Origin of the sequence: Tianweitania sp. (genome assembly GCF_032053605.1) — a bacterium.
Classification (GTDB): domain Bacteria; phylum Pseudomonadota; class Alphaproteobacteria; order Rhizobiales; family Rhizobiaceae; genus Tianweitania.
In genome coordinates this window covers 11139-36552 of the sequence record NZ_DAMBUH010000033.1, presented here as the reverse complement: position 1 = coordinate 36552, position 25414 = coordinate 11139, and the positions used below count along the sequence as shown (strand labels likewise).

At 62.4% G+C, this 25414-nt stretch carries 15 protein-coding genes; 9 read left to right on the top strand and 6 right to left on the bottom strand.

Annotated elements, in window-relative coordinates:
- The 4 genes from RTX98_RS09965 to RTX98_RS09950 all read right to left on the bottom strand — a co-directional run.
- A partial coding sequence (locus RTX98_RS09965) for a bifunctional heptose 7-phosphate kinase/heptose 1-phosphate adenyltransferase (protein ID WP_416223100.1) occupies positions 1–531 on the bottom strand: 531 nt, incomplete at its 3' end.
- A gap of 11 nt (positions 532–542) precedes the next feature.
- Positions 543–1742, bottom strand: a complete 1200-nt coding sequence (locus RTX98_RS09960) for an AGE family epimerase/isomerase (RefSeq protein WP_312796331.1) — start codon at positions 1740–1742, stop codon at positions 543–545.
- Entirely contained in the window at positions 1739–3013 is a 1275-nt protein-coding gene (locus RTX98_RS09955; RefSeq protein ID WP_312796330.1) for a polysaccharide pyruvyl transferase family protein, read from the bottom strand. The genes RTX98_RS09960 and RTX98_RS09955 overlap by 4 nt, the downstream gene beginning before the upstream one ends.
- A complete protein-coding gene (locus tag RTX98_RS09950; protein ID WP_312796329.1) occupies positions 3010–4491 on the bottom strand; it encodes an oligosaccharide flippase family protein in 1482 nt (493 codons plus the stop codon). The genes RTX98_RS09955 and RTX98_RS09950 overlap by 4 nt, the downstream gene beginning before the upstream one ends.
- A 411-nt stretch (positions 4492–4902) precedes the next feature.
- On the opposite strand from RTX98_RS09950, the gene RTX98_RS09945 reads away from it, so the two are divergent.
- The 9 genes from RTX98_RS09945 to RTX98_RS09905 all read left to right on the top strand — a co-directional run bounded on the left by RTX98_RS09945 (position 4903) and on the right by RTX98_RS09905 (position 16914).
- Complete coding sequence (locus RTX98_RS09945; RefSeq protein WP_312796327.1) at positions 4903–6285, top strand: polysaccharide biosynthesis/export family protein; 1383 nt, start codon at positions 4903–4905, stop codon at positions 6283–6285.
- The gene (locus tag RTX98_RS09940; protein WP_312796326.1) at positions 6282–8444 is read left to right on the top strand and encodes an exopolysaccharide transport family protein; all 2163 of its coding nucleotides are present in this window, start codon (positions 6282–6284) and stop codon (positions 8442–8444) included. The genes RTX98_RS09945 and RTX98_RS09940 overlap by 4 nt, the downstream gene beginning before the upstream one ends.
- 16 nt (positions 8445–8460) lie before the next feature.
- The gene (locus tag RTX98_RS09935) at positions 8461–9381 is read left to right on the top strand and encodes a glycosyltransferase family 2 protein (RefSeq protein WP_312796325.1); all 921 of its coding nucleotides are present in this window, start codon (positions 8461–8463) and stop codon (positions 9379–9381) included.
- A gap of 5 nt (positions 9382–9386) precedes the next feature.
- Positions 9387–10616 (top strand): glycosyltransferase family 4 protein, encoded by a 1230-nt coding sequence (locus RTX98_RS09930; RefSeq protein ID WP_312796324.1) that lies wholly within the window; start codon positions 9387–9389, stop codon positions 10614–10616.
- Positions 10613–12070, top strand: coding sequence for a hypothetical protein (locus RTX98_RS09925; RefSeq protein WP_312796323.1), 1458 nt, complete (start codon positions 10613–10615; stop codon positions 12068–12070). The genes RTX98_RS09930 and RTX98_RS09925 overlap by 4 nt, the downstream gene beginning before the upstream one ends.
- Entirely contained in the window at positions 12067–14331 is a 2265-nt protein-coding gene (locus RTX98_RS09920) for a hypothetical protein (protein WP_312796322.1), read from the top strand. The genes RTX98_RS09925 and RTX98_RS09920 overlap by 4 nt, the downstream gene beginning before the upstream one ends.
- An 18-nt stretch (positions 14332–14349) precedes the next feature.
- The gene (locus tag RTX98_RS09915) at positions 14350–15123 is read left to right on the top strand and encodes a sugar transferase (protein WP_312796320.1); all 774 of its coding nucleotides are present in this window, start codon (positions 14350–14352) and stop codon (positions 15121–15123) included.
- Between the two features lie 451 nt (positions 15124–15574).
- Positions 15575–16240 (top strand): sensor histidine kinase, encoded by a 666-nt coding sequence (locus RTX98_RS09910; RefSeq protein WP_312796318.1) that lies wholly within the window; start codon positions 15575–15577, stop codon positions 16238–16240.
- Positions 16240–16914: a response regulator transcription factor gene (locus tag RTX98_RS09905; RefSeq protein WP_312796316.1), complete on the top strand. Its 675-nt coding sequence runs from the start codon at positions 16240–16242 to the stop codon at positions 16912–16914. Before RTX98_RS09910 ends, RTX98_RS09905 begins: the two co-directional genes overlap by 1 nt.
- Positions 16915–16991: 77 nt before the next feature.
- On the opposite strand, the gene RTX98_RS09900 is transcribed toward RTX98_RS09905, so the two are convergent.
- Together RTX98_RS09900 and RTX98_RS09895 are read right to left on the bottom strand one after the other, a co-directional pair.
- Positions 16992–19754 carry a condensation domain-containing protein gene (locus RTX98_RS09900; protein WP_312796315.1) on the bottom strand — a complete coding sequence of 921 codons (2763 nt, stop codon included), beginning with the start codon at positions 19752–19754 and terminating at the stop codon, positions 16992–16994.
- On the bottom strand, positions 19751–25408 hold the full coding sequence (locus RTX98_RS09895; RefSeq protein WP_312796313.1) for a non-ribosomal peptide synthetase: 5658 nt from the start codon (positions 25406–25408) through the stop codon (positions 19751–19753). The genes RTX98_RS09900 and RTX98_RS09895 overlap by 4 nt, the downstream gene beginning before the upstream one ends.
- Positions 25409–25414 lie beyond the last annotated feature (6 nt).

Genomic DNA, 25414 nt, shown 5'->3' with positions numbered 1-25414 from the left:
GACGGGGATGCCGTGCGCGCGTCCGGCAAGCACGCAGGCCCCGATGATCGCCGGGGTGACAACGCCCTTGGCATAGTCGGACAGGATGATTGCGTCGCAGGTTGCTGCGGCTGCCTCGATCCGCTGGACCAACTCCTCCTCCACAGCACGCGCAATGGCGGGCGCGCCTTCGCGGTCGGCGCGCAGAAGGTGGTTGTCGCCGGCAATGAAGCGAGTCTTCTCGATGGTCGGCCAGCCCGGGTAAGTGACGAGATGGTTTTCGAGATTGGCGTCCCGGTCGAACAGGATATCGATGCGCCGGGCGGCATCGTCGGCGCCGACCACCCCGACCAGGCAGCCGATCCCGCCCAGGCTCGACACATTCGTCGCGACATTGCCTGCGCCGCCGACGGCCCAGTAATCGGACTGGATGCGCAACACGAGCGCCGGTGCTTCCGGTGACACACGCTCCACCGATCCTCGAACGAAATGGTCGAGCATGATGTCGCCGACGACTAGAATGCGTTTGCCGTGAAAATCATCGACGATCATGCTGCATCCCCCTACGCAGTGCCGAACAATGCATGGGCCGTCCGATCGAGCTCGGCATAGGCCAGAAACAGGTGGTAGAGCGTGCTAGCGGGAACTGCTGACACACACGCTTTCCCTTCGGCGGTGATATGGTCGATCCACCCGCCCTGCGGGGCTGGGGCGATGTAATGCGTCCACAGGGCATCCAGGGCCTGGAAGATGTCTGGATGCGGCCACTGGCCTGTTGTTTCACCGCGGGTGATGAGCGCCTTGATGCGCTCGGTTTGCGGCCAGGATCGATGGCCGGATGCAAGGATGCGGCCGTCGCGAGCCACCTCGTCATGGATCAGGGCTGAGCCGGGTGCGAGACCGTATGTTTCGGCGAATGCAAGCAGGCAGGCCGGTATGCTTGGCTCGACGGCATATCCCAGCTGCCGTGCCCGATGCAGGAGCCAGACCCATTCATAGTGATGGCCGGGCTCAAGACGGTCGCCTGTTTCATCCGCCGGCGCATGCCAGTTTTGGTCGAAGTGTTCGCCGAGCGTGCCTGTTTCGGCATCGAAGAGGTGGGTCTCGAACAGCCTCAACAGCATCCGGATCACCCGGTCGGATTGCTCGGTCGGCATGACTTCATGCAGCGCGAGGACGGATTCCAGCATATGCATGTGCGGGTTTTGAAGTTGTCCGCCGCGGTCGGGCAACCGGCAAAGGAAGCCTTGGCCATCGGCGCGCGCGAAGCGGGTCTCGATCATCGCCAGCGTGTCACGGGCGAGCGCAAGCGCTTCATGTTCGCCGCTTGCCTTGTGCCACCAGACCAGAGCGAGGATGACGAAGGCTTGGTCGTAGAGGTCGACTTCGCTGTCCACCACGCCGCCGGCCTCGCCCATCTTGACCACCCAGCCGCCGGCATGATCGCGTCCGTGGCGTAGAAGGAAGTCGACACCGTGTCGCGCAGCCGGAAGCATGTCGGGAACGCCGAGGATGTGCGCGTGCGAGAACACGTAGATCTGGCGCGCATGAACACGCACGCGCTTGAAGCCAGGCCGTGCCGGTCGACCGTCGAGCGAAAGGCATTCCACCACACCGCCATCCGGCGACAGGCCGGTGGTGGACCAGAACGGCAAGGCGAGGTCCAGCATCCAGGTCTTGAAGCGGTGGAATGCGAGGCCGACCAAGGCATTCGCATTCGGCACGATAGAGGTGGGGAGCATCGGGGATGAAGCGAGCGTCATGCGGCTGCTCCCGGTGCAAAGACGTGCCAGAGCTTGGCGACGTCGGCCCTGGCTTCCGCGATGACAGCGCATCGTTCGGCGTCGGGGATCCCTTCTGCATAGGCCAGCATCGCGAGCTCGGCGCATCGCTTTCCATCGATCGACAAGGGATCCGCCAGCCATTGTTCGCGCCCGACCGAAGCCATGAAGGAGCGCAGCTTGCGGTCCCATTCGAGCGCGAGAACGGGCACGCCATAGGAGTAAGCGGCGATCACCGCATGCATGCGATGGGCCAGCATCACGTCGAAACCGGCAATGTGTCGGCACAACTCGCCTGGCGTCCTTTGATCGAGGAAGCTGATATCTGCGGGGCTTCCGAGCGAGGTCAGACGGGGTCGCAACCGCGCTGCAAAGGCGACGTCTTCCGGGCTGCCATTGGTGAAGACGCGGACCGTGAAACCCAGTCTGATCAGGCGGGAGGCCGCTTCCACGAACCACTCTTCGAGCGCGCGCGGTGAAGGCGCCTTGTCGGAATGGTAGCGGATGGCGATGGGACTGATGATGCCGAGGCCGGCAACCGGGCGACTGCCCGCCTTTCGTTGCGGCGCAGGCGCATCATAAACCTCGCTCGCTAGGAGGCCCGGATCGCGCACGACCTGCGCGATATGGCCTGTTGCCGGAGCCAGCAGCTTGTCCCAAACCGCCTTCGAATCCTGATCGCGCACGAAAACCGCGCGAAGCGCCGGGCTGGCAAAGGCGCGCCGCAAACGCTGCAAGCCAGCTTTGCTGAAGTAAGAGCCAGCACCACAGGCATAGATCGTCACGGGAAGGTTGCGGCGTTCCGCTTCGGCAATGGCGAGCGGCAGCTTGGTCGGGAAGTTGAGGTCGATATCCGAAATGAGATCGCCGCCGCCGATCACGACGCCGGTCGCACCTTCCAGCCCGTCGGCGTAATGCGGCCGCCATTTCATCGATGCGCTGAGGGCGAGCGGCAGCCGCACGGCTTTGCGCCGTAATGCGTCCGGCAGACTGTCCAGCACTGTCAGCGCGCCGCTTCGCCCTGTCATGACGTCGCCGAAGCGGGTTCGCGCTGCGAGGTCGATCGACTGTGTGGCGGGATCGGCGCCAAGCGCGATCAGCGCTGCTTCCAGGCATTCGGACAGGATGCCATCACCGAGATTGGGGCTGTACTTCACATTGAAACAGCGCAGCACCACGGCCGGTCCGAAAGAAGCCGACGGCACCTGCCTCCACTCAGCCTCGCGTGGGGTACTGGCTTCGATGACGCTCATGCTGTCACCGGACGATAAAGGAGGCTTCGCTCGTGGCTGGTCAGGCGCTCAACAATGAGCAGAGTGCCGGCATAAGCGAGAGCGCCGGACACGATCTGCAGCGCCAGAACGGACCAGAGCGCCCGATTCTCCTCCGTTGCGATCGCTTGCGCGGAAGTGACCGCCACCGCCATGGCCACTAAGGCTGGTAGGATAGGAAAGGCCCGGCGAAGGACGCGATCGAACGCGACACCGGCATAGCGGCTTTGCAGCCGGACTTGGAAGGAGAGTGAAACCCCGGCCGCGATACATTGTCCGACCGCCACGGCAAGGATGCCGAAGGGCGCGCAGACGAGCACCAGCACCAAAGCCAGAAGGGCGTTAAACAGCGAAACCGGAGGCATCCGCCGGACCTCGCCCATGGTTGCCAGAAGCGGCTCTGTGACGAAGCCCGGCATCAGCAGCAGCTGACGGATGGCGATAAGGGAGGCAACGGCGGCAGCCGGCGTCCAGGCTGGGCCGAGCACCACCTCGATCACATTGCCTGAGACCAGCGCCAGACCGAGGAATATCGGCGCTGAGGTCGCGAGCAGGATGGGGTGGATGTATTCGGCCTCGCGGGCGAGAAACCGCTGCTGCGCGCCCCGCTCATCGGTCTGCGTCAGGGAGCGGCTGCAGTTCTTCCAGGCAATGACCTGAACGGTTTCTGCCAGAACCTCCGAAAGGGAAACGACGAGCCGCTCTGCGGCGCGAAACAGGCCGGTGCTTGCCGGACCCAGCAGGAATCCGATGATGAAGGTCGCGCCGTAAGACCGGAAGAAGGCAATCAGCCTGGTGGCCAGGATCTGACGCGAGAATTCGATGAGTTCCGATGCGGTCGCTCTATCCAGCCGGATCAGGCGCGGCGCGCCGATGAGCGAGACAAAAGCCAGCAGACTGAAGATCTGGCACGCAAGTCGTCCGTAAACGAGCGACAGGAGGCCGAAACCGGCGTTCAAACTGGCCAGCGAACAGGCGAGGCCGAATAACTCGCCGAGGATCTGAACCATCGAGAGAGCCCGGACGCGTGCACTTCGGATCATCACGCCCGCCTGCACGGAGCTGATGCCCGCGGGCAGCAGCCATAATGCAAAGAAGGCCAGCAACCAGCCCATCTCACTTGTCGCAAAGAGTGAGGCGGCCACGGTCGCGGCGGCGAAACATATGGACGTGGAGACAAGGCCGCTGATCAGGGCGGCCGTCGTAGCGGATGCTACGGCGGTAGGACTGCGCGAAGACAGAACATATTCCCGCCAGCCGGCTTCGCCGAGTTTCGCCAGAAGGATCGCCACAGCCGATCCGAGCGCGAACATGCCGAACTGCGCGGGAGCCAGCACGCGGGCCGCCACGATGAAGATGACGAACTGGCTGACCTGCATGAAGGTCCGGGCCGATATGAAATACAGGCTATCGCCCGTGCCCAAACGCTTGAGAAGCCGCAGGAAAGCAGCGCTTGTCATGAAGATGCAATCGCGCCGATCTCCTCGGTGCGCCCCTGATGCGACATGGCACGGTTGCGAAGGTCAAGCGGCGACGCGCGCCGTGACTGGATGTATCCGTGCGTGGTTGGACTAAGGCTCGAAACCGCCCGAAAAGGGCAGATACAGTGCCACGGCAGAACACAGCGCCTTGGCGGAAGTGCCGGCATCTTCAATCGGCCATGACCGAAATAAAAGAAGGCAAATGCGCAGCGCTGTCAGGTTTTTCCTGTCAGATTGCAGCGCTTTTACTGCTCTTCCGCATCATCTTTGTTTGTCATTCTGTGTCCGGGTTGATGTTCCCAGGCGTGGATGTTCGCGAGGTGTAATTCCGCTTCAAACGGAAATGCGAGACGTGTGCGCTGCCTGGGAACCATTGTGAGATGGTCGGGCATGGTCGCGAAAACAGCGCTGTTCACACGGCAAGTCCTGGGCAGAGCGTTGGTCGCGGCTTGTCGTGAACCGGTAGTCTATGCGGCGGCGCTGCTTTGCTTTTCCGGCATCGGGTCCGCGCCCGCACTGGCCGACGGGTATCGGCTGGGACCACAGGACAAGCTGCGCATCCGCGTGCTGGAATGGATTGCCGCGAAAGGCACCTACCAGACCTGGGAAGCGCTGGACGGTGATTATACGGTTTCCGAAGCGGGCACGATTTCGATGCCGCTGCTCGGCGCCGTTCCCGCAGCCGGCAAGAGCGCGGAGGAGCTCGGCAGCGAGGTCGGCCTCCTCATGCAGAAGACGACAGGCCTCCAGACGGCTCCGGTCGCTTCGGTTGAAGTTTCGCAGTTTCGTCCCGTTTATGTGAGCGGTGCCGTCTCCAAGCCGGGTGAATATCCTTGGCGGCCGGGCATGGATGTCACGAAAGCCATTAGCCTTGCAGGCGGACGACAGCGGCCTTTCGAAACGTCGCAGCGTCCTGAGCGCGATGTCATCACGCAAATGGGCGTCATCACGTCGATCGATCTGGAAATCGTCCGCATGTTGGCCCGCCGTGCGCGCTTGTCGGCAGAGGCGGCGGACGCAGCCGACATCGCCTTTCCGCAGCCGATCACCAGCCATGCGACCGGCAGCCAGATCATGGCAGAAGAGCGTGCGATCCTCGGCTCGCGTCGTGAGAAGCTTGCGCGCCAGGTCGCGGCCATCGACGCGCTGAAAAGCTTGCTGCAGACCGAAATCGACACGTTAGGAGCCAAAACGCACGTCCTTGAGCGGCAGCTGGAATCCAGCAAGTCGGAGTTGGCCAGTGTCACAGGCCTTGTAAAGCAGGGTATTGCGCCAGCGAACCGTCAGTTCGAAATGGATCGTGTGCTGGGCAACATTCAGGCGCAGCAGCTCGATCTCGCGACAAGCCTCGTTCGCGCCCGGCAGGGAATCGCAAACGCTGAACGCGACAAGATCGCGCTTGTGGAAGACCAGCGGCTGCAGGTCGCCCGCGACATACAGGATACGCAGGCTTCCATCGACCAGCTCGGCGAACGCCGTCTGACGGCTGAGCGGCTTGTGTTCGAGGCCAGCTCGATTGCAGCGCGCGGCAGCATCGAAGCTTTCCTCAACCAGCAGTCCAATTTTAAGATGACTATTGCCCGCACCGTCGAAGGCAAGACGGTCCGTCTGACGGCATCGGCCGACACGCCGGTCATGGCTGACGACGTCGTGGAAATCGTGGAAATGCCGCCCGTTGAGGCAAGCGTCGGCGCCATCACGACACAGCCCTTTGAGGTGCCCGCTGCACCGGCACTGGATGACCAAACAGCTGTGGCGGGAGCGCAGGAATGATCCCCGTCACGCTTCAGCCAACGCTCGGAATGCCAGCCCAGCCGTTGACTGAGGCGGAGCACGTTTCGCTACGCGACGTTGTCGACTTCATTCGCAAGGAGTGGCTGATCATCGGCCTGTGCGTGTTGACGTTTACCGTGCTCGGCGTGACCTATGCGGCAACCGCTCTGCCGACCTACACGGCCGAAGCGAGGCTCATCATCGACACCTCCCAGTCGCGTCTCGTTTTGCAGGAAGCAGATTCCGTGTCGCTGGCCATGGAGTCCGCGCGCGTCGACAGCGAGGTCGAGCTGGTCAAGTCGCGCTCCATCGCGCTTGCCGTGATCGAAAAACTCGGGTTGGTGGACGAGGCCGAATACAACGCCGAACCCGGTCTTTTGACGAGGATCCGTCGGTCAATCAAGGCGGCCTTCGAGGACATGCCTTCGATCGAGGGCAACGAGGTGGATGCGCGGCTGCGTGGCGCTATGGGCGCTTATGCCGCCCGTCTTGGCGTCCGCCGTCTTGGTCAGTCTTATGTGCTCGAAATCTCGTATTCCTCGTCCTCGGCAGCGCGGGCCGCGCAGATCACCAACGCGATCGTCGATGCCTATATCGCCGCAAAGGTCGAATCCAAGGCGGAAGCCGCGCGACGCGGCGCCAAATGGCTGGAAGGCCGGCTCGACGAGTTGGGCACGCAGGCCAACCAGGCCGCCGCAGCTGTCGAGCAGTTCAGAACCTCGCAGCGTTTGTTCACGTCTCGGACGGATGGTCCGCTGGCCGACCGCGAACTGCGCGACACGAGCACGCAGTTGCAGGCTGCGCGCGGGGAGTCTTCACGGCTGAAAGCGCGGCTCGATGCCGTGGATGCAATCCTGCGATCGGGCGCAATCAGCGAGACCATGGATGCGGATATCGGCGAAACGCCGGTGCTGACCACGCTGCGCCAACGCCTTCTCGATGCGCGCATCCGGCAAGCCGACTTGTCGGCGCGTTACGGAGCAGAGGGCGCGGCACCAAGTGCCGTTGCTGCCGAGATCGAGCAGATCCGCGAGGAGATGCGCAGCGAGCTGACGCGTTTGCGCACCACCTACAAGCTCGAACTCGACACCGCCGAGCGCAACCGCTTGAGCACCGACGACACGCTCGAGCAGATGCTCGATCAGGCGGGCGAAGCCAGTGTTCAATATGTACGGCTGGCTGAGTTGGAAAGCCGCGCGTCTACCTTCCGGCGCATGTACGAGCTCATGCTGCAGCATTTCACGCAGACCGTGCAGCGGGAGTCCTTTCCCGTCTCGGATGCCCGCATCGTCACGCCCGCAGTGCAACCGTTCACGCCGAGCCAGCCAAAAACCACGCTGATCGTCAGCCTGGGTGTCGTGCTCGGGGGCGTTTTGGGTGTCGGTGCTGCGCTTATGCGGCGTGCGCTCGCACCGGGGGTCAGGTCGCGCCGGCAAATCGAAAGCCGCGCGGGCGTGCCTTGCATTGCCGTGCTTCCCCGACCCGGCCGACTGGCCGCGTTGCGCGCATGGATGCGTGGGAAGGAGGTCGAAGAGGATGCCTTCCGCACTGTGTTAGCGGCACCGCAATGCGAATTTTCTCGTGCGCTCGCAGAAGCAAAGACCTCGCTCGACATTGCGCTCAACGAAAAGCGGCCGATGGTTCTTGGCATCACATCCGTGAACCACGACGCCGGCCGCGCACAGATCTCGAGCAACCTGGCTCTGCTTTATGCCGCGGGCGGTGCGTCAACGCTGTTTGTCGACGCGGACCGGCTGCATTCTGGTTTGACGCAAGAGATGGAGAGCGTCGAGGACGGAACAGCCGAGGAAAGATCGGTTATCGGTCGGTCCGTTCTGGAAATCGGGAACGGCATCCGGTTCGTCAGCCTTGCCGACCTGACCGGTAAGGATGCGCACCGCGCGCCGACATATCTGAAGCTGGCGCTGCGCGAAGCCGCTGGCATTTACGATGTCATCATCGTCGATCTGCCACCGCTCAAGGAAGCGCCCGATGCCAGGGCCATATCTGCTGGGCTGGATGGCATTCTGATCAGCTGCCGTTATCTCCGCACGCCGGTCGCCGACATTGCCGGCGCGCTTGCGTCACTTGCCGGCTCACCGACGCGCTTCCGCGCCGTGATGATCGATGGCGCCTTGGAGGGTTCGTCCGTTGGATAGGTACCACAACGCCTGGATGAGGAAGCCGGAGCAGCCGTTCCTTGTGCTCGGCATCGCAACAGCAGGTCGCCGCGACCTGCTGTCCGAAGTCTTTGCCCGGCTCGATCATCAGTCGACCTACCCGGATCTCGCGGTGGTTTGCGGCGCGACTGTGGAGGATGTCGACAAGTATGCGCTGGCGCGAGCGCCCTTTCCTGTTGTGGTTCTACATGGACTGAAGGGCTTGGCGCTGCAGCGCAATGCGATCCTCGATCTTCTGGAAGCGCATTGGCCTGAGGCAAGCCTCCTTCTTTTTCTCGATGACGACTTCGTGCCGGCTACGACTTTCGTGGAGCAGGCGATCTCGCTCGCCAATGAGCATCCCGAGGTCGTTCTCGCCACGGGAACCGTGCTGAAGGACGGCATCAAGAATTCCGGCGTTCCTCTGGCGGAAGCCCTCCATGTGCTCGATGACGATCAACGGTCGGGCGGAGCAGCTCGGATCGGCGCCCTGCAAGACGTCTACAACGTTTACGGTTGCAACATGCTGTTGCGTTTGCGCCCGATCCTGGAGCAGGGCGCTCGGTTCGACGCCAATCTTCCCCTGTATAGCTGGCTAGAAGACGTCGAGTTCAGCCGGGCCGTTGCACGTTGTGGGCGGATCGTGCGCAGCTCAGCGCTTCGCGGCGTGCATCTCGGCACCAAAAGCGGACGAACACCAGGCATCAAGTTCGGCTATTCGCAGGTCGCCAACCCCATCTATCTCTGGCGCAAGAACCGTATGACGGCCCGCCGTACGGTGACGCGCGTTGCGCGAAATCTGATTGCAAACCTCGTCCGCAGTTTCCGACCCGAACCCTGGGTGGATCGTCGCGGGCGGCTGAAGGGCAATCTGATCGGGCTGAGCGAACTTCTCGCCGGGCGCCTGTCTCCCATGCGCATTCTGGATCTGGATTAGGGACCATGCTGACCGGCGTCGTGATCATCAACGATCTGTCCCGCGCCGCAGGCGGTGCGACCAGCCTTGCTCTGCTCTCGGCTCGACTGCTGCGCGAGCGCGACGTACCGGTCACCTTTGTTACTGGCGATGCTGGCGAAGGACGCACCGAGCTTGAGGCACTTGGCGTCAGGGTGGTGAGCCTGGGATCGGCGCCGCTGCTTGAACGGGGCCGTGCCCGGTCGCTTTTGAACGGCCTTTATAACCTTTCGGCATTTCGCATGATGCGCGCCTGGATTGCCGAGAACGACCGGCCCGGCCTCGTTTATCATCTGCATACGTGGTCCCGGATCCTGTCGCCGGCGATCTTCCATGCATTGAAGCCGGTGGCCGAGCGCATGCTGATCCATGCGCATGACTATTTCCTCACCTGTCCCAACGGGCTGCAGTACAACTTCCGGCACGCCAATACCTGCCAACGAACCGCCTTGTCGCCGGCATGCCTGCTGACGCATTGCGACAAGCGGTCCTATGGCCAGAAACTGTGGCGCTCATCGCGCCAGAGCGTGAGGCAGGCGCTGTTTGATGTGGCGGCGGGGGCGAGCCAGGTCATCACCATCCATCCCAACATGCGCGCGACGTTCCTGCCTGCCGAGCCGTTCACGCACAAACTCTTGTCGCCGCAAAGAAACGCGAAGTTCTACATGATTTCGCGCCTCAACCCCGAGAAAGGGTTCGAGGACGCGGCAGCGGCAGCACGCCTGGCGAAGGTCCAGCTGTCGATCATTGGCGACGGGCCGGGCCGTGATCTGCTGCGCACGCACTATCCCGAGGTCGAAGTCCTTGGATGGCGTGCCAAGAGCGAGATCGGAGCGCTGCTTGTTGATGCGCGAGCGGTTGTCGTTCCGTCGCGCGGACCGGAGCCTTTCGGGATGGCTGCCGTGGAAGCAGCTGGAAGCGGCTTGCCGATCATTATCAATGATCAGGCCAACATTGCGGAAGAAGCAGTGCAGGGTGGCTTCGGCCTCACCTTTACCACCGGTTCCGTCGCAGCGCTCGCCGCTGCCATGCGCAGGCTCGCGGATGACGACGCTTTGATTGAACGCATGTCAGCGCAAGCACGATCACGGGCGAAGGAACTGACGCAGAGCGAGAGCGCCTGGTGCGACCAGCTGATGGCTCGTTATCGCGTCTGTCTGGTCGGGGCAGGCGGAACGACCCTTCCGCCGATGATGCAGGAAGGACTTGCATCATGAGCCTCACCGCCATTGGCGCCTTCACGCTTGTTCTCGGGTTCGCAAGCCTCTTCATGCCGGTTGGTCTCGCAATCGGCTCGATCGCGGTACTTTCGATCCTCAGAACAGCTGCGGCCCTGAACCTGACATCGGTTGGCGGATTGTCTGTAATCTGCGCCAACCTATTCCTGCTGTTCTACATGGCGCGAGCGGTGCGCCGCGTCGGCCCTGCACCTGTTCTGCAATCACTGCTGCCACCAAGTCCCGGTTTCTGGCTGTTGTTGCTGGCGATCTATGCCGTTGTTTCGGCGCTGTTCTTCCCCCGGATGATGGCTGGCATCACGGAAACCATCTCCATCGTCCGCGATCCAGACGGGAAGGCCGCGCTTCAGTTGCGGCCGCTTGAAAACAACTCGATGTATGTGAGCCAGCTGATCTATTTTCTCGGCGGCGTGGCGACCTTCATGGCAACCTTCGCCCTGACAAGGCTGCCGGATGGCATGCGTCAGCTCAGGCGGGCGATCTACCTCGTTCTCGGCCTGCATGTCCTGCTCGGCATTGTCGACGTTCTGACCTATCAGACAGGAACAGCCTTTCTTCTCGGCTTCATTCGCACTGCGAATTATGCGCTGTTGACGGACGCCGAGAAGGGCGGCCTGAAGCGCATCACCGGCTCGTTTTCCGAGGCCTCGGCCTTCGCTTGTTTCAGCCTTGTTTTGTTCGCCATATCGGTCAGTCTCTGGCTGGACCGTCAGCGGCCCCGCGTGACCGGTTGTTTTGCCGTAGCGATGCTGGTTCTCCTCCTCGCGTCGACATCCGGCACGGCCTATGTCGGACTGGCCGTCTTCTTGTTGGCCCTCGTGCTGTACGAGTTCGGCGGTCCTTTCGTTGGAAGGCCGATCCGGCGACCGATCGCGCTGTTTTCCATAGCCGTGCTCGGGCTGGCCTTTCTGATGCTTCTCCTGCTGTTGGCGCCCTCCATCGCGGACCGCGTTCAGGAGTTCTTCGAGGAGACGGTTGTCGGCAAGATCTCCGACGCATCGGGCCGCGAGCGCATGATGTGGAACGAGGTCGCCTTCCAAAATTTCTTGGATTCCTATGGTCTTGGGGTAGGGATCGGCGGCGCGCGGGCCTCCAGCTTTCTTCTGGTTCTCCTGTCGAATGTCGGACTGCCCGGCTTCATCCTCTTCGCCGGTTTCGTAGCCTCGCTTTTGTGGATGCGGCTCGACCGAACGCTTTCCGCAGAGGATAGGCGCTTCGTTACAGCGCTGCGTTGCGGACTGGTTGGTGCCCTGATCGCGGAAAGCATCGTTGGTGCAGTCTTCGACATCGGGCTGTTCGTCTATGTCATGGCTGGTGGGATCGCGGCCGCATCTTTCGCGCCGCATCGCGCAGCCATCAGGCAGCCATTCGACGCCCCTCTCACCATCCGTCCCGCTTTTGTCGGCGCGTCAAGGTCGGAGGCGCTCGCATGAGTGACAAACCCTCAGCCGTTCCCTCGGCACAAACGGCAGATACCTGGACATTGCCCCGCCGCAAGCTGCTTTGCGGTGGCGCCGGCAGCCTCGGTCTCGCAGCATTGATGACGGTCTCGGCGGCGAAGGCTGCAAGCGCCGAAGAAGGTAAGGAGCCTTCGCTTTCCATTGTTCCCGTTCGCACGGTGCGGCAGCTGGCGCATATTCAGACTGCCGCCCTTCTGGCTTACGCCGAAGGGCTCGAAAGGCCGGAAGACAGTGGCGGGGGACTGTTCGTGTGGCGCCCACAAACAGAAGATGCCGTACCCGACGACGGCCATGTGCATGTAGCCGACGCAACCGGTCGCGGTGGATACTGGGTTCGTGCTGACTACGATGGCGCAACCGTGCGCCCAGGCTGGTTTGGTCCACTGGAAGCAGGCGCCGACCATGCGCGCACGATCCAGCGCGCCATCACCTTCGTATCGGATGTTCGCAGCGGGCAGGTCGATCTCGGCAGCCGAACCTACAGCTGCCGATCGCGCATCGAATTGGACCCGACACTGTGTGCGTTGACGGCGTTCGGCGCGGTGCTGGACTTCTCCCAGCGCAAGGACGTTCAAACACGCGACATCGTTGCGCTGCCAGCTCTCGTTTCCGCCGCCGCCGGATCCTGGATGAAGAGGGATGAGCGCCTTCATCATGTCGGCGCTGAGACCGAAGAGCTGACCCTGCCGCTGCAGGTCCAACCGGGCAAACGCTGTCGCATGGAAGTCGACGTGGCCTCGCTGCTCGGCGACCCCAACAATCCCTTCCTGCGCATTCAGATCTCGCCCGAAGGGCAGGAGGCCCCTTTGTTCAAGTGGGTTCTCTCGACTGCAGGCATCTATGCTTTCGAGTTCGATGCTCCGGATGCGCCTTGCAGGCTGACGCTGTCCTGCAACAGCGACGCAGCGGTCGAAGATTTTCGAGTGACCCAATCAGATCCCCGAGAATGCCTGCTGATCCGCTGTCGCGAAGACGGCGCACAATACGGCCATCGCTGGATCACTGGTCTGAGACTGCGCGGTCCAGGAACGGCCGGCGTGGAAAACGGACTCGAAGGCATCCGGTTCCAGACGGCGATCGACAGTCGCGCAAGCAGGCTCGCAATGCGCGACGTCATGGTGGAAGGCTTCGGCACCGCGCTCGTTTTGGCGGACCGCTGTTATCTCGCGCAGTTCGACAGCTGCCGCTTCGTCGGCGAGATCGGCGTGCATGTGCTCGGCGGCACGGAAGATGCCGGCGAGAATATCAGCTTCTTCGGTTGCGCGATTGGCGCCGGCCGCATCGGCATCTGGAACGGCGGCGCGGAGCTGAACCTGTTCGGAACATCCGTCAATTTCTGCGATCAGTTCTATGTAGGCGCTGGCAAGCTGCATGCCTCCGGCTGCCATTTCGAAACCGGCCGCCTGCTGCGAAAAGACCAGGTCCTGTTCGACGTCGGCGGCGGGCTGGTCAATATCGACGGCGGCACGATGATGGTGAGCGGCCGCGACTTCGAAGACGGCAATCAGGCCGATCACATCGTTCTATGCCGCTCACGTCTGGCGACGTTTCGTTTAACGCGTGCCAGCTGCTACAACTTGAGAACCGCTACCGGCATATTCGGCAGCGGCGATGGAAAGGTCATCCTGCAGGACATCGCAGGGGATGCGCGCAAGTTCATCGCGCCCATCGTGACTCGCGATCCTGCCAGCAATCTGTTTGGACCGGCAGCGGCGTTCGAGAATCTCGCAAACCTGCCGATCCGGCTGGTCGGCCGCGATGCAGTCAAGCTTCGCGACTGCCTGTCCCGCCACAGCGAAGCCGGGGTTGTCGCGCTTACGCCAGGAACAGGGAACGAAGGCGATGCCGCTTGTTGGCTGATCGCGCGCGCCCTCCCGGGAATGCGGTTGTCATGGTCGCTCGATCTTAGGCTAGAACGGACCGTCACGACCATCGGTGAACGGCCGCCGACCGACGACCTGCTGCTCGACATCCTGTTTTGCGACCCATCGCAGACCAGCGGAAACGGCGAGCCGCTTTCCTATGTGGTGGCGAAAAAGCCGCTGCCGATTGCGGCGAGCGATCTCGTGGAATGGCGAACCTTTATGGGTTCGACCCTGGAGACGCGTGAGGACGAATGGCGCGACGGAACAGTTCCCGCCTTCGCCACGCATATCGCTATCCGAATCAACCTGAAAAACCTTCAACCCGGCGACCAGCTTCTGCTGCGTTCGCCATTCGCAGCCGCCGTGTGACAGTTCTGGATCAGAACCATGAGCCTCGCAGAAAAAGACGACAGATTGATCGACCTGACTGCAAACATGCGGCCGGCCAGTGGGCCGGCCATTGTCGTGGATCTGCCAGGCCGTGAGCTCGACGTTGGCGTGAGGGTGTTGGTCGACGCAGGCGATGCGGGTTGGCTGCACACCGTGCTTACATCAGAAGCCTCAAAACGCGTGCTCGATGTTGTGGGCGCAAGCGTGTTGCTGCTGTTCTTCCTACCGGTGTTCCTCCTGATCGGCATCGCTCTGGCCGTTACGGAAGGCACACCTGTGCTGTTTTCGCAGATGCGTGTTGGGCGCGGCGGCAAGATGTTCCGCTGCTACAAGTTTCGCACCATGGCGAGGAATGCCGAGCACCTCTTGCGCTGCCATCTGGAAGCAAGCGAAGCGGCTCGGTCGGAGTGGGCCGCCTTCCACAAGCTGCATCGTGACCCCCGGGTCACCCGGCTGGGTGCGATGCTCAGGAAGTCCAGTCTCGATGAACTGCCGCAGCTCTGGAACGTCTTGCGTGGCGAGATGAGCCTGGTGGGTCCCCGGCCGATCGTCACCGACGAGATCTCCCGCTACGATGGTGACTTCACCTTCTATGCCCAGGTGCGGCCTGGCCTGACAGGTCTTTGGCAGATCAGCGGACGCAGCGATACGACCTATGAGGAGCGCGTGCGGCTGGATGTGAAGTATGTTCGCGAACACAACCTCGTGCTCGACATCTTTATCCTGTTGAAAACTGCAGGCGTTGCGTGGACCGGCCGCGGTTCATGCTGAGGCTGGTACAGCCAACGGTCTAAAAAGAACGGACTAGAAGTACGCGTATATGGCGATCGCAACGCCACCCCAGAACAGAACCGCGACAATGATCGCCACCCTGCGATAGGACGCGCCGCTCGCCGTCCACCGGGTTCGTGATCCAGGCCCGGATGTTTGTTGCATCAGCAAACGTCCCAAAGGTCTCGCCCTTGTTGCCCTGTTTCGCACCTGATGTTGCCAAATCTAGGTTAACGCCCATCTAACGCCGCCTTGCACTTCGAACAGGTGGCTCCACGCGACGTAACGCAATCAAGGCTAGTTCGTCCCGGCCGCCATGGACCGTTTTGGCCGTGCGTTGCGACGAATTCGCACCAATGGTTTAGGCCTGAGGAGCTATGGCGCATTAGTGTCATTAATAATAGGTTTACTTCGGGGACAAAGGAGATTTGGCGATGCGGGGATTAATACAATGTTTATCGAAGATCAGGAGAAGGTTAGCGTAAGTGATAATGGCGCGTGGGCTGATGCTTACCTCAGCGCGCGCCTGCATCTGTCGCGAGAGTTGCACGACCGAGTCGGTTGGGACCTCACGGCCTTCAGCTACGAGTTGTTCGCCGTCGAGAACGATCCGACCGACCGGCTGAAAATTGCGACGCTGCGCAAGCGGCTCGAAACCCTCAACGGAACTTTACGGGGCCTGGCCTGCGACATGCGGTGCATTCAGCACCGGGGGCTCGTTGAAGTCATCAGTAACCAGTTGCAGACCTGGTCTCAGATCACGCAAATTCCAACACTCGTCGAGCTGAACACGCCGCATGTTGATGTCGGGAGCCATTGCGCTGACATTATCACGGCCGTGATCGGAGAATTGCTAACCAACGTCGCCAAGCACGCGCCGAGCTCGACCCACGTGCTGGTTCGTCTGCATCAGTCCGCGAGCGGCACGTTGGAGATCACGTTCAGCGATGACGGGAACGGCATCGATCTCGAAAAGGCTTACGACCGCAGTGGCTTACATCTGGGTTTGCACTGCGTGCGCGAGCGCCTCGCGGAGTTGAGAGGCAGTTTGCAGATCGAGCCCAATAACCCGCGGGGAGCGCGCATGCTCATCCACCTCCCCGATACGAGGTGGTGATGGAAAAAGATGCGGCAAGCACCGGCGTCTTTATCGTGGACGACCACCCCAGTATCATCGCTGGCCTCTCGGCCCTCATGGCCAGCGAGCCCGATCTGACGCTGATCGGATCGGCAAGAACGGCGGACAGTGCGGCAACACATTTCGCCGATCCGCGTGCCTCCATAGCGATCCTCGACATCACCCTTGAACAGGATCAAGGCTTGAGCTGGATCGCCAGGCTGATGAGCCGCTTCCCGACCGTGAAAGTGCTGCTGCACAGCATGCACACGGATCAGGAAACCCTGCGCAACGCCCTGCAGATGCAGGTGGGCGGCTTTATCCTGAAGAGTTCCGATCCGCGCCTGATTGTACCGGCCATTCGCTCCGTCAGGGCAGGTGGCACTTACGTCGATCCGGTGCTGATGAGCCGGACGCTCGGACGCGGTTCGGCAAGCCGGGGCATTCGGATCGCACCGCATCCTGCACATCCGAAAGTCAGCACGAGGGAACTCGATACGCTGCGGCTGACGGCGCTCGGCTACGGGATCAAGGAGATCGCCGCCGAGTTCAACCTCAGTCCGAAGTCGGTCGAGACCTACAAACTGCGCGCGGCCGAGAAGCTCGGCCTCGGCACCCGTTCGGCCATCGTGCGCTATGCGATCGCCAATGGCTGGTTCTCGGCGCTGGACTGATCCGTCCACAAAGTGCTGAGGCCGGGCATGAAGCAACGATCGCGCCTCGTCCGGTATCGAAGGCAGCGGGCTTGTTCTCAAGCCCGGCCTCCCTCCGCCCGCGTCAAGGTCGCTTCAATCCGGGCCGCCGCTTCAACCGTGCCGATCTCTACGCCTCGTGACACCACGATCTCCTCAAGTTCAGCAATGTCGAACTTGCCTGAAACAACAGCCTTCCAGCCCAGGCTTATGTCGAAGTGGCGGCCGGCGGGAGACTCGTTGGTCTTGAACATGACCACATCGCCCGGATAGGTTTCAGGCATGTACCGGTTTCTGGCCGCAGCCAGGTAGGAAACAAAGGCACCCTGCGACGTCGTGGATAGCAGGCGCGTTTCCATTTCCAGCGTGTTCCCGAAGAAGCGCTCCATCGCCAGGAACAGGCGGCGCGATCGGATAATGGGATAATATCTGAGCACGTCGAACATCGACAACTCCCCGCGTCGCCATCTGCGAAGCCGCAGGAGACCGTCGTGAACCTTGTTGAGCAGGCGGATCTTGCGGTTGTCTCGCACATGGGCCGAATAGGCCGGCGCCCACACATCCTTGATGAACAGCCCCGCCACCTCGTCGCCGCCGGCGATCAGTCGGCGTGCGACTTCCAGCGCGATATTGCCATGGACGCAGACGCCGAAGAGCGCATAGGGGCCTTGAGGCTGCACGCGCTTAACCAGTTCGACATAGGCGTCCGCGATCTGCTCGAAGCTCTTGTTATCAGGTTCGAAAGGCGCGTCCGGATCGACCAGCCGCACGCTGATGCTGCGCCGCGGCGTGCTGAAATGCTTGGAGATGGCGTAGATCGTCGAATAGTTGTTGATCGAGATGATCGGAATGCCCGGCGCATCCGGATTGATGTCGTGAATGCGGGTGTCTTCTTCCGGAATGACAGCGTTGATAGGCGCGAGCGCCGCCAGCTGGGCTGTCAGCGTCTCGATCGTCGGTGCGCGGTAAAGGGCCGTGGTAGTCAGCTTGACGTTCAAGCGCTCTCGCAGCTTTGCTATCAGACGTACAGCCAATAGCGAGTGCCCACCCAGATCGAAGAAGTTGGCGGTGCGATCGACGTCTGTAAGCCCAAGAAGATCCCGCCAGAGTTCGCTGACCACGGCTTCAAGCGCGTCATGATGAGCATTGGTGGCAGGTTCGACCTCACCCTTGGCAGGCCCATCCTGAAGGCTTTCGCCGACGTCGGCAGGCAATTGCATGACCAAGCTGATCGAGATCGGCCGGGATAAAGCCGGCGCGATCTCCGACAGATGGTCGAGGAGCGTTGCTGGCAATGTTTCGAGCGGCTGCGTGCAAGAGGGGTCGGGCACCACAAGAAGCCGATAAGCGCCGTTGCTCGTATCAACGGCCTTCACGGCGGCAACCGCCGCGTGTTCGAGGAGCAGCGCCTCGATCGCCGCCGGCGCAAGCTGGTCGACAGCAGTTGCGGCAGCCGGGAAGGTGACGGGAAGTTCTGCGATCGAGCGGGCCGGATTGGCCGTCAATGTTTCGATGGCCCCCGTCCAGTCGGCAAGAAGCCGGTCTGCCGTGGTGGCGTCGAAAAGATCCGGATTGTATTCGATGGTTGCCCGCCAGCCTTCCGGCCGCCCGATCATCATGAAGTTGAGATCAAACAGCGCACCAGGCGTGGAAGAGGGCCGGCCAAGCATCTCGAAGTGCTTGTAGCGATGATCCTCCATGAACGCCTTCTGCACGATCATGTTGACCGAAAACAGCGGCGTGCGTGCGGGATCGCGCGGCGGGTTGAGCATCTCCACCAGTGTGTTGAAGGGCATATGCTGATGAACCAGCGCATCCCTGACTATCCCGTTCGCGGCGGCCAAATGGGCTTGAAAGCCGGCGTCGGGCTCAATTGCAAAGCGGAGGACGATATTGTTGATGAAGACACCAAGCAGTGTCTCAAGCTCTGTTTCATCGCGGCCGGCGATCTGCGTTCCAACGGCGATGTCGGTCTTGCCCGTCCAGCGATGAAGCACGGCAGCCAGGATCGCGGCCGACAGGCTGAAGACGCTGACCCCTTCGCTGCGGGAAAGACCGTCGATGCGGCTGGAAATGTCGTTGGACAACAGCACCGAGACGGCTGCGCCGGCATGGCTCCGCTCCAGATCGCGCGGCTTGTCCGTTGGCAATTCGAAATACGGCGCGTCGGCCAGCTTATCGCGCCAGTATGATCGCTCGGTCTCGAAGTCCGCTGACTGCCGATGCGCTTCCTCCCACAGGGCGAAGTCGCCATATTGAAGCGCAAGCTCCGGCAGTTCGGCTGCACGGTTGTTGTCAGCCGCATCGAGGATCTCGCCGATCTCGCGACCGAGAACGCGGATGGACATGCCGTCGAAACACAGATGATGAACGGTGATCAGCAGATAGGCGCGGCCTGCCGCAAGCTGGAGCAAGGTGGCGCGAAGGAGGCATGCCCGCGACAAATCGAAGGAGATGCGGGCTTCCTCTTTGCTGATGGAAGCGACCCGCTTTTCCAACTGATCCGCGGGGACGGTGCGAAGATCGACGACGGAAAGCTTGAAGTCGCAGTGATCGACGACTTCCTGCAGCGGCACGGAGTCTTCTTCCACAAAGCGGGTGCGCAGGATCTCATGCCGGTCGATCACCTGGCGGAACGCTTTTTCGATGGTTTCCGCCTGAAAGCTCCCGCGTAACTCCCAGCACAAGGCGACATTGGCGGAGGTGTTGCCGGGCGCCATCTGTTCGAGCAGCCAGAAGCGCTGCTGTGACTGCGTGCAAGGAAAGCGATCAACGACGCTCGGAAGCGGCACGGGTCGCGCGATAGGGGAATGCTGGTTCATGCGACCCTCCTTGCAGCGCGCTTGGCGCCATGGCGGAAATCTTTGAGGCTGGTGGCCGAACCGGCTCCTGCGCCGGTTTTCGCCTGGGCAGCATGGCGGGCGAGGTCGCGGATCGTCGGGAATTTCAGAAGATCGCGCGCGTCGAGGCCAAGGCCTCCATCCATCATCCGGGCAGCGATCCGGAACACCGAAAGGGAATCAGCGCCCAGCGAAAAGATGTTTTGCCGTACGTCCACCTCGGGGATGCCCAGCACGTTCTTCCAGATATCGGCGAGCTCGTGTTCCAGTTCGGTTGTCGGACCCTGCAATGCAATCGGTGCCGCTGAAATCGCCGAGCCGGGCAGGGGCAACGCCTTGCGATCAAGCTTGCCGTTGGCGGTTTCCGGCAGGGCTGGAAGCTGCACCCAAGCATTCGGCACCATGTATGCCGGCAGCTTGGCTGCAGCTTGCGCAGCAAGGGTTTCGGCGGTTACGCTACTGCCCGGCGTACAGACATAATAGCCGACCAGCTGACGATCGCCGGTGGCCTTCGCCTTCACATCGACGGCTGCAGCGGCGATGCCTTCGACCTTCCGTAGCACGGATTCGATATCGCCCAGTTCGATGCGAAAGCCGCGTAGCTTGACCTGGTTGTCGCGTCGCCCGAGCAGTTGCAGCGAACCATCCGGCAGGCGCTTCCCGACATCGCCCGTGTTGTAAAGGCGCTGGATGGTATGGCCCGGCAGGGCAATGGACCGGAAGCTCTTTTCCGTCAGATCGGGCTGGTTGAGATAGCCATGCGCGAGGCCGACACCGCCGATATGCAACTCCCCGACTGCGCCGACCGGCTGCAACTGCCCTTCAGGCGACAGGATATGCAGCGACGTGTTGTCGATGGGATGGCCGATGGTAATTGGCCGGCTGGCATCGACGCGATCCAAGGACGACCAGATGGTCGTCTCGGTCGGGCCATACATGTTCCAGAGCACGCCGCCGGACTGGGTGAGGCGTTCAGCCAGATCGCGCGGCAGCGCTTCGCCGCCGCACAGCATGCGCATGGATGCATCCGGTTCGAAGCCCGCTTCCAGCAGCATGCGCCACAAGGTGGGCGTTGCTTGCAGCACCGTCGCACCGCTCGCCTTGATCCGGTCCACAAGGGCAAAGCCGTCCGTGACTTCGGAACGATCGGCGATGACCACGGTGCCACCGCAAATCAGGGGCAGGTAGAGTTCCAGCGCTGCGATGTCGAAGGAGATCGTCGTCAGCGCGACGATGGAATCCTTCGGCCCGAAGCCGGGCTCCTTCGCCATCGACCGGAGGAAGTTGGTGAGCGCGCGATGCGGAAGCTCGACGCCTTTCGGCACACCGGTCGAGCCGGAGGTAAAGATGATATAGGCCGATGCGCTGACATCGCTCGCCGAGCGCGGTAACGGTGTCCCGTCCTGAGCCGAGATGGCCGCCGTATCGAGATCGAGGCGGATGAGCTTCGATCCCTGCGGCCGTAGTGCGGCTACAGCTTCGCTGTCGGCAATTACGGCGGCAACCCCTGCCATCTCCATTGTTTGTGTCAGTCGCGGTGCCGGATGGGCGGGATCAAGCGGGATGTAGGTGTGACCGGCCTTCATCACCGCGAGCAGGCTCACCAGCATTTCGGCTGATCGCTCGACGGCAATTGCGATGCGCCGGCCGGTCCCAAGGTCCAGGGACGCGATATGGCGCGCCAGCCGCGTGCTGCGCTGGTCGAGTTCGGCATAAGTGAGCGCCTGGTCGCGGTAGCGCACCGCGATGCTGTTTGGCCGGGCCCTAACCTGCTCGGCAAACATGTCTACGACGGTCATTTGGTCGTCGAACGGCGCTTGCGTCCGGTTGAGATCGTCGATCAGCCAGCGGGCCTGATCAGCCGGAACTGTGGGCAGGGCACCGATAGTCTCCGCCTCTCCACCAGCCAGCGCGTCGAGCAGGGTTTCGAAACAATCGATCCAGCGTGCAACCGTGCCGTCATCGAGGATGTCGGTGTTGTAATCGACATCGAGCCGCAGCCCGTCGGGTTGTTCGATGACGTTGAAGAACAGGTCGAAGTTGGAGAACGCCTTGGGATTGGGCGCCATCGTAGCGCTCGTTCCCGCAAAGCTCAGTGCTTGCGGAACACGCTCCAGGTTGAACTGGACCTGTGTCAACGGCAGGACACCGGGCATCGCCTTGATGGCCAAACGCCGCACCAGAGTTCCATAAGTGTAGCTGCGATGCTCGAAGGCGTCCGAAACATGCGCCTGAACGGCCTTGAAGTGGTCGCGCAGGGCGGTCGAAGGCGTCGAGTTCAAGCGGATCGGCAGGAGGTTGACGCAATGGCCGACAAGCCCTTGCCTGCCATCGAGGCTCTGCCCGGCCGAGGGCACGGCAATGGCGAAATCCTCCTGGCCGGACAAACGCGCCAGCAGGACATGCAGGCTACCGAGCAGGGTCGAGAACAGCGTGCAGCCATGCGCCGCGCCGGCTTTGCGAACCCGCTTTAGCAAGTCGGCATTGAATTCGCGGGTGACGGTCGCGCCTTGATAGCTGCGCTGTTCGGGCCGTGCGCGATCAAAAGGCAGGTCGAGCGGATCGGGAACGGTCTGGAACCGGTCGAGCCAGTAGGCTGCTTCGCTTTCGCTGGCCGGCTTGGCCGCGGCCGCGTGCCGGAAGAAGGACAGGGCTTCCGGCATGTCCAACTGCCGCCCGGCGATGCGTGCCGAATACGCGGTCGCGAGATCTTCGGCGATAATGTTGCCCGACCAGCCGTCGCAGACGATGTGGTGCGCGGTGAACAGGAACAGGCTTCGGTCATTGGGCAGCCGCAGCAAGGCAGCCCGCACGGGCGGCGATTCCGTCAGGTCGAACGGCTTGCGAGCATCGGCGGCGAGGATATCCTTGATTGCGGCATCCGCGTCTGGAGCCTGCGAGAGATCCACGCGCGCGATGTCGAACTCGCTTTCGGCTTGAACGGATTGGCTCTTGCCGTCCTTGGCAAAAACGGTGCGCAGGGCATCGTGGCGCATCGCGACGTCACGGAGCGCAGCCTGAAGGGCGACATCATCCACAGGACCATCGAAGGTGATGCTGAAGGACTCGTTGAAGGCGGCCGATGCGGCGGGACCCATCTGGGCCGCCAGCCAGATTTCCATCTGAGACTCGGTGAGCGGCGCGGAAGCCGGCAGAGCCGGCGTTTCGGGCTGCTTCGTCACGGCCATTGGGCGCCTGCCTTCAGGGGGGCAGAGAATGCCGCCTGCCTGAAGCGCGTCGGTTGCATCGCGGAAGGTCCTGATGATGAAGGCGAAATCTTCTTCGCTGTGGGCGGTGGTGAGATAGCAGGGGAAGCCTTCTTGGATATGCAGGCCCATCTGCCGCAGCTGCGTATAGGCAAGACTGCCGAGCGGATCGGTCTGGCCAAAATTCACCACGAACCAGGAACTGAACACTTCCGCACGGGCCGGCACGCCGCGGGTGGCGAGATCCGCGTTGATCTCCTCAACAAGCTGAGCCGTACGCGGCGCGACGCGATCGTAAAGTGCGCGCCCTTCGCCTTCGATGTGGGTCAAGACGGCGTCGGCCGCCGCCAGCGTCAGCGGATGGCGCACGAAGGTGCCGGCAAAGAAGGTCGGGCTTACTTCCGGCTCGGAAGCATCGCCATAGCGCCAGACTCCGCCATCGAGCGCATCCATGTAGCGCGCGCTGCCGGCGAGGATACCGAGCGGCATGCCGCCGCCCAGAACCTTGCCGTAAGTCGCCATGTCGCCCTGAATACCCCACAGGCTTTGAACGCCGCCCGGCGCCACGCGGAAGCCGCTGACGACCTCGTCGAACACCAGCGCGATGTCCTTCTGCGCCGTAAGCGCGCGTAGTTCCCGCACGAACTCCACCGGCCGCAGTTCCGGATGCCGGCTCTGGATCGGCTCGATCACCACGGCCGCCATTTCACCCGCATGGCGCGCGATCCAGTCCAGACTTTCCGGCGCGCCATAGGGAATGACGGACATGTTGCCGACCGAGCCCGCTGGAATGCCCGGCGCGATCGGCATCGCCGCACCGGCACGGCCGCCACGCGTCACCAGAACCTCGTCGAACTGACCATGGTAATCGTTGGAGAACACGACGACCCGGTCGCGTCCGGTGACGCTGCGAGCCACCCGCATGGCGGCCATGACGGCTTCCGAACCCGTGTTGCAGAAGGTCACGCGCTCATGGCCGATCATGCGGCCGATGCGCTCGGCGACCTTGCCGGCCAGCGGCGACTGCGGGCCGATGGCAAAACCCTTCTCCAGCTGTTCGGAAAGGGCGTGAAGCACGAAGTCCGGCGCATGGCCGAAGGCGCATTGGCCGTAGCCGTTGACGAGGTCGACATAGGTGTTGCCGTCCATGTCGGTGATGCGCGACCCCTTCGCTGACGCGGCCACGATCGGAAACACCGCGTCTTTCCAGACTGTCCGAAAACCCGCCGCCGTGCGCGGATCTGCAAGGTGGGACCGCGCGTCCTGAGTCATCGCCTTGGATGTCGGATGCGCCTTGCCGAACCGGTCCACCAGATCGGCGATGAAGGCGCGGGTCTGATCAGGCATATCCGCCTGCGCGGCCTCACCGCCGGGCTTGTACATCCGAAACCGCGACGGGCCTTCTTCGGCTGGCAGCACGATCTCCGCAACAGCGGGAACGGGCTCCGGTGAAGGGATGGGTTGCGCGGCCGGAGCGACAGCTGAGATCGAGGGCGCCTCGCCGCGCAGACGGGTCAACGCATTCATCTGCTCGGCAAAGATCGCCTGCATGGTCTGCAACTGGCCGTGCATCAGGCTTTCGAGGCTTCCTGGCTCAGCGGTTCCGATCACCGGTAAAGCGGCGATTGGAGCGACGGGAATGACCGGGACGGTGACGGATGTGGCCAGCATGGGTGCTGGCGCCATCACCGGTGTCGGAGCCGGTGCTGCGGTCTCCGCCGGCAGTTCCCGATCCAGATGCGCGGCGAGGCTGGCCACACTCCCGATGTCGCCGAGAAGCTGGCGGAAGCTCACTTTCACTCCAAACTTCTTCTGGATCTCCTGGCTGAACAGGCCGAGGAACAGCGAGTCGAAGCCGAGTTCGATGAAAGTCGCGCTGTTCGGCAGCTCATCACTTGGCTGACCGGATAGGTCACTCAGAAGGCCGATCAGCGTGGTTTCGAGACGTGTAGCCCAGCGTTCGACGTCAAAATCCGGCATTGCGTTCATGATGGTGATCTCTGCGTGATTGGGTCCGGTGGTGAGTTCGGGAGACGCTTGCGCGCGAGGGGAAGAGGTCGTGAGGCCTTTCCGGGCAAGCGGCGTCGGCGCGTCGATCCAGAACCGTTCGCGCTCGAAGGGGTAGGTCGGCAGGCTTGTGCGTCGCGCCGATCCTTGCTGCGGCCAGTCGATGGAAACGCCTGCCGTCCAAAGCCTTGCGGTGGCTTCGGCGATTGCTCGCTGGTCGCTCACGCCGCGCTCATGATCCGGCAGGCTTGTGATGTTGGCCGCCAGCTCACCGCGCTTAAGCGTTTGCGCGGCGAAGGTCGAAAGCGTACGCCCCTGCCCGACTTCAAGCAGGACGGGCTTGATCCCGTCGCAGGCCGTTCGCAACGCTTCAGCGAAGCGCACCGTCTGGCGGCAGTGATTGGCCCAATAGTCGCCTGCCATCACTTC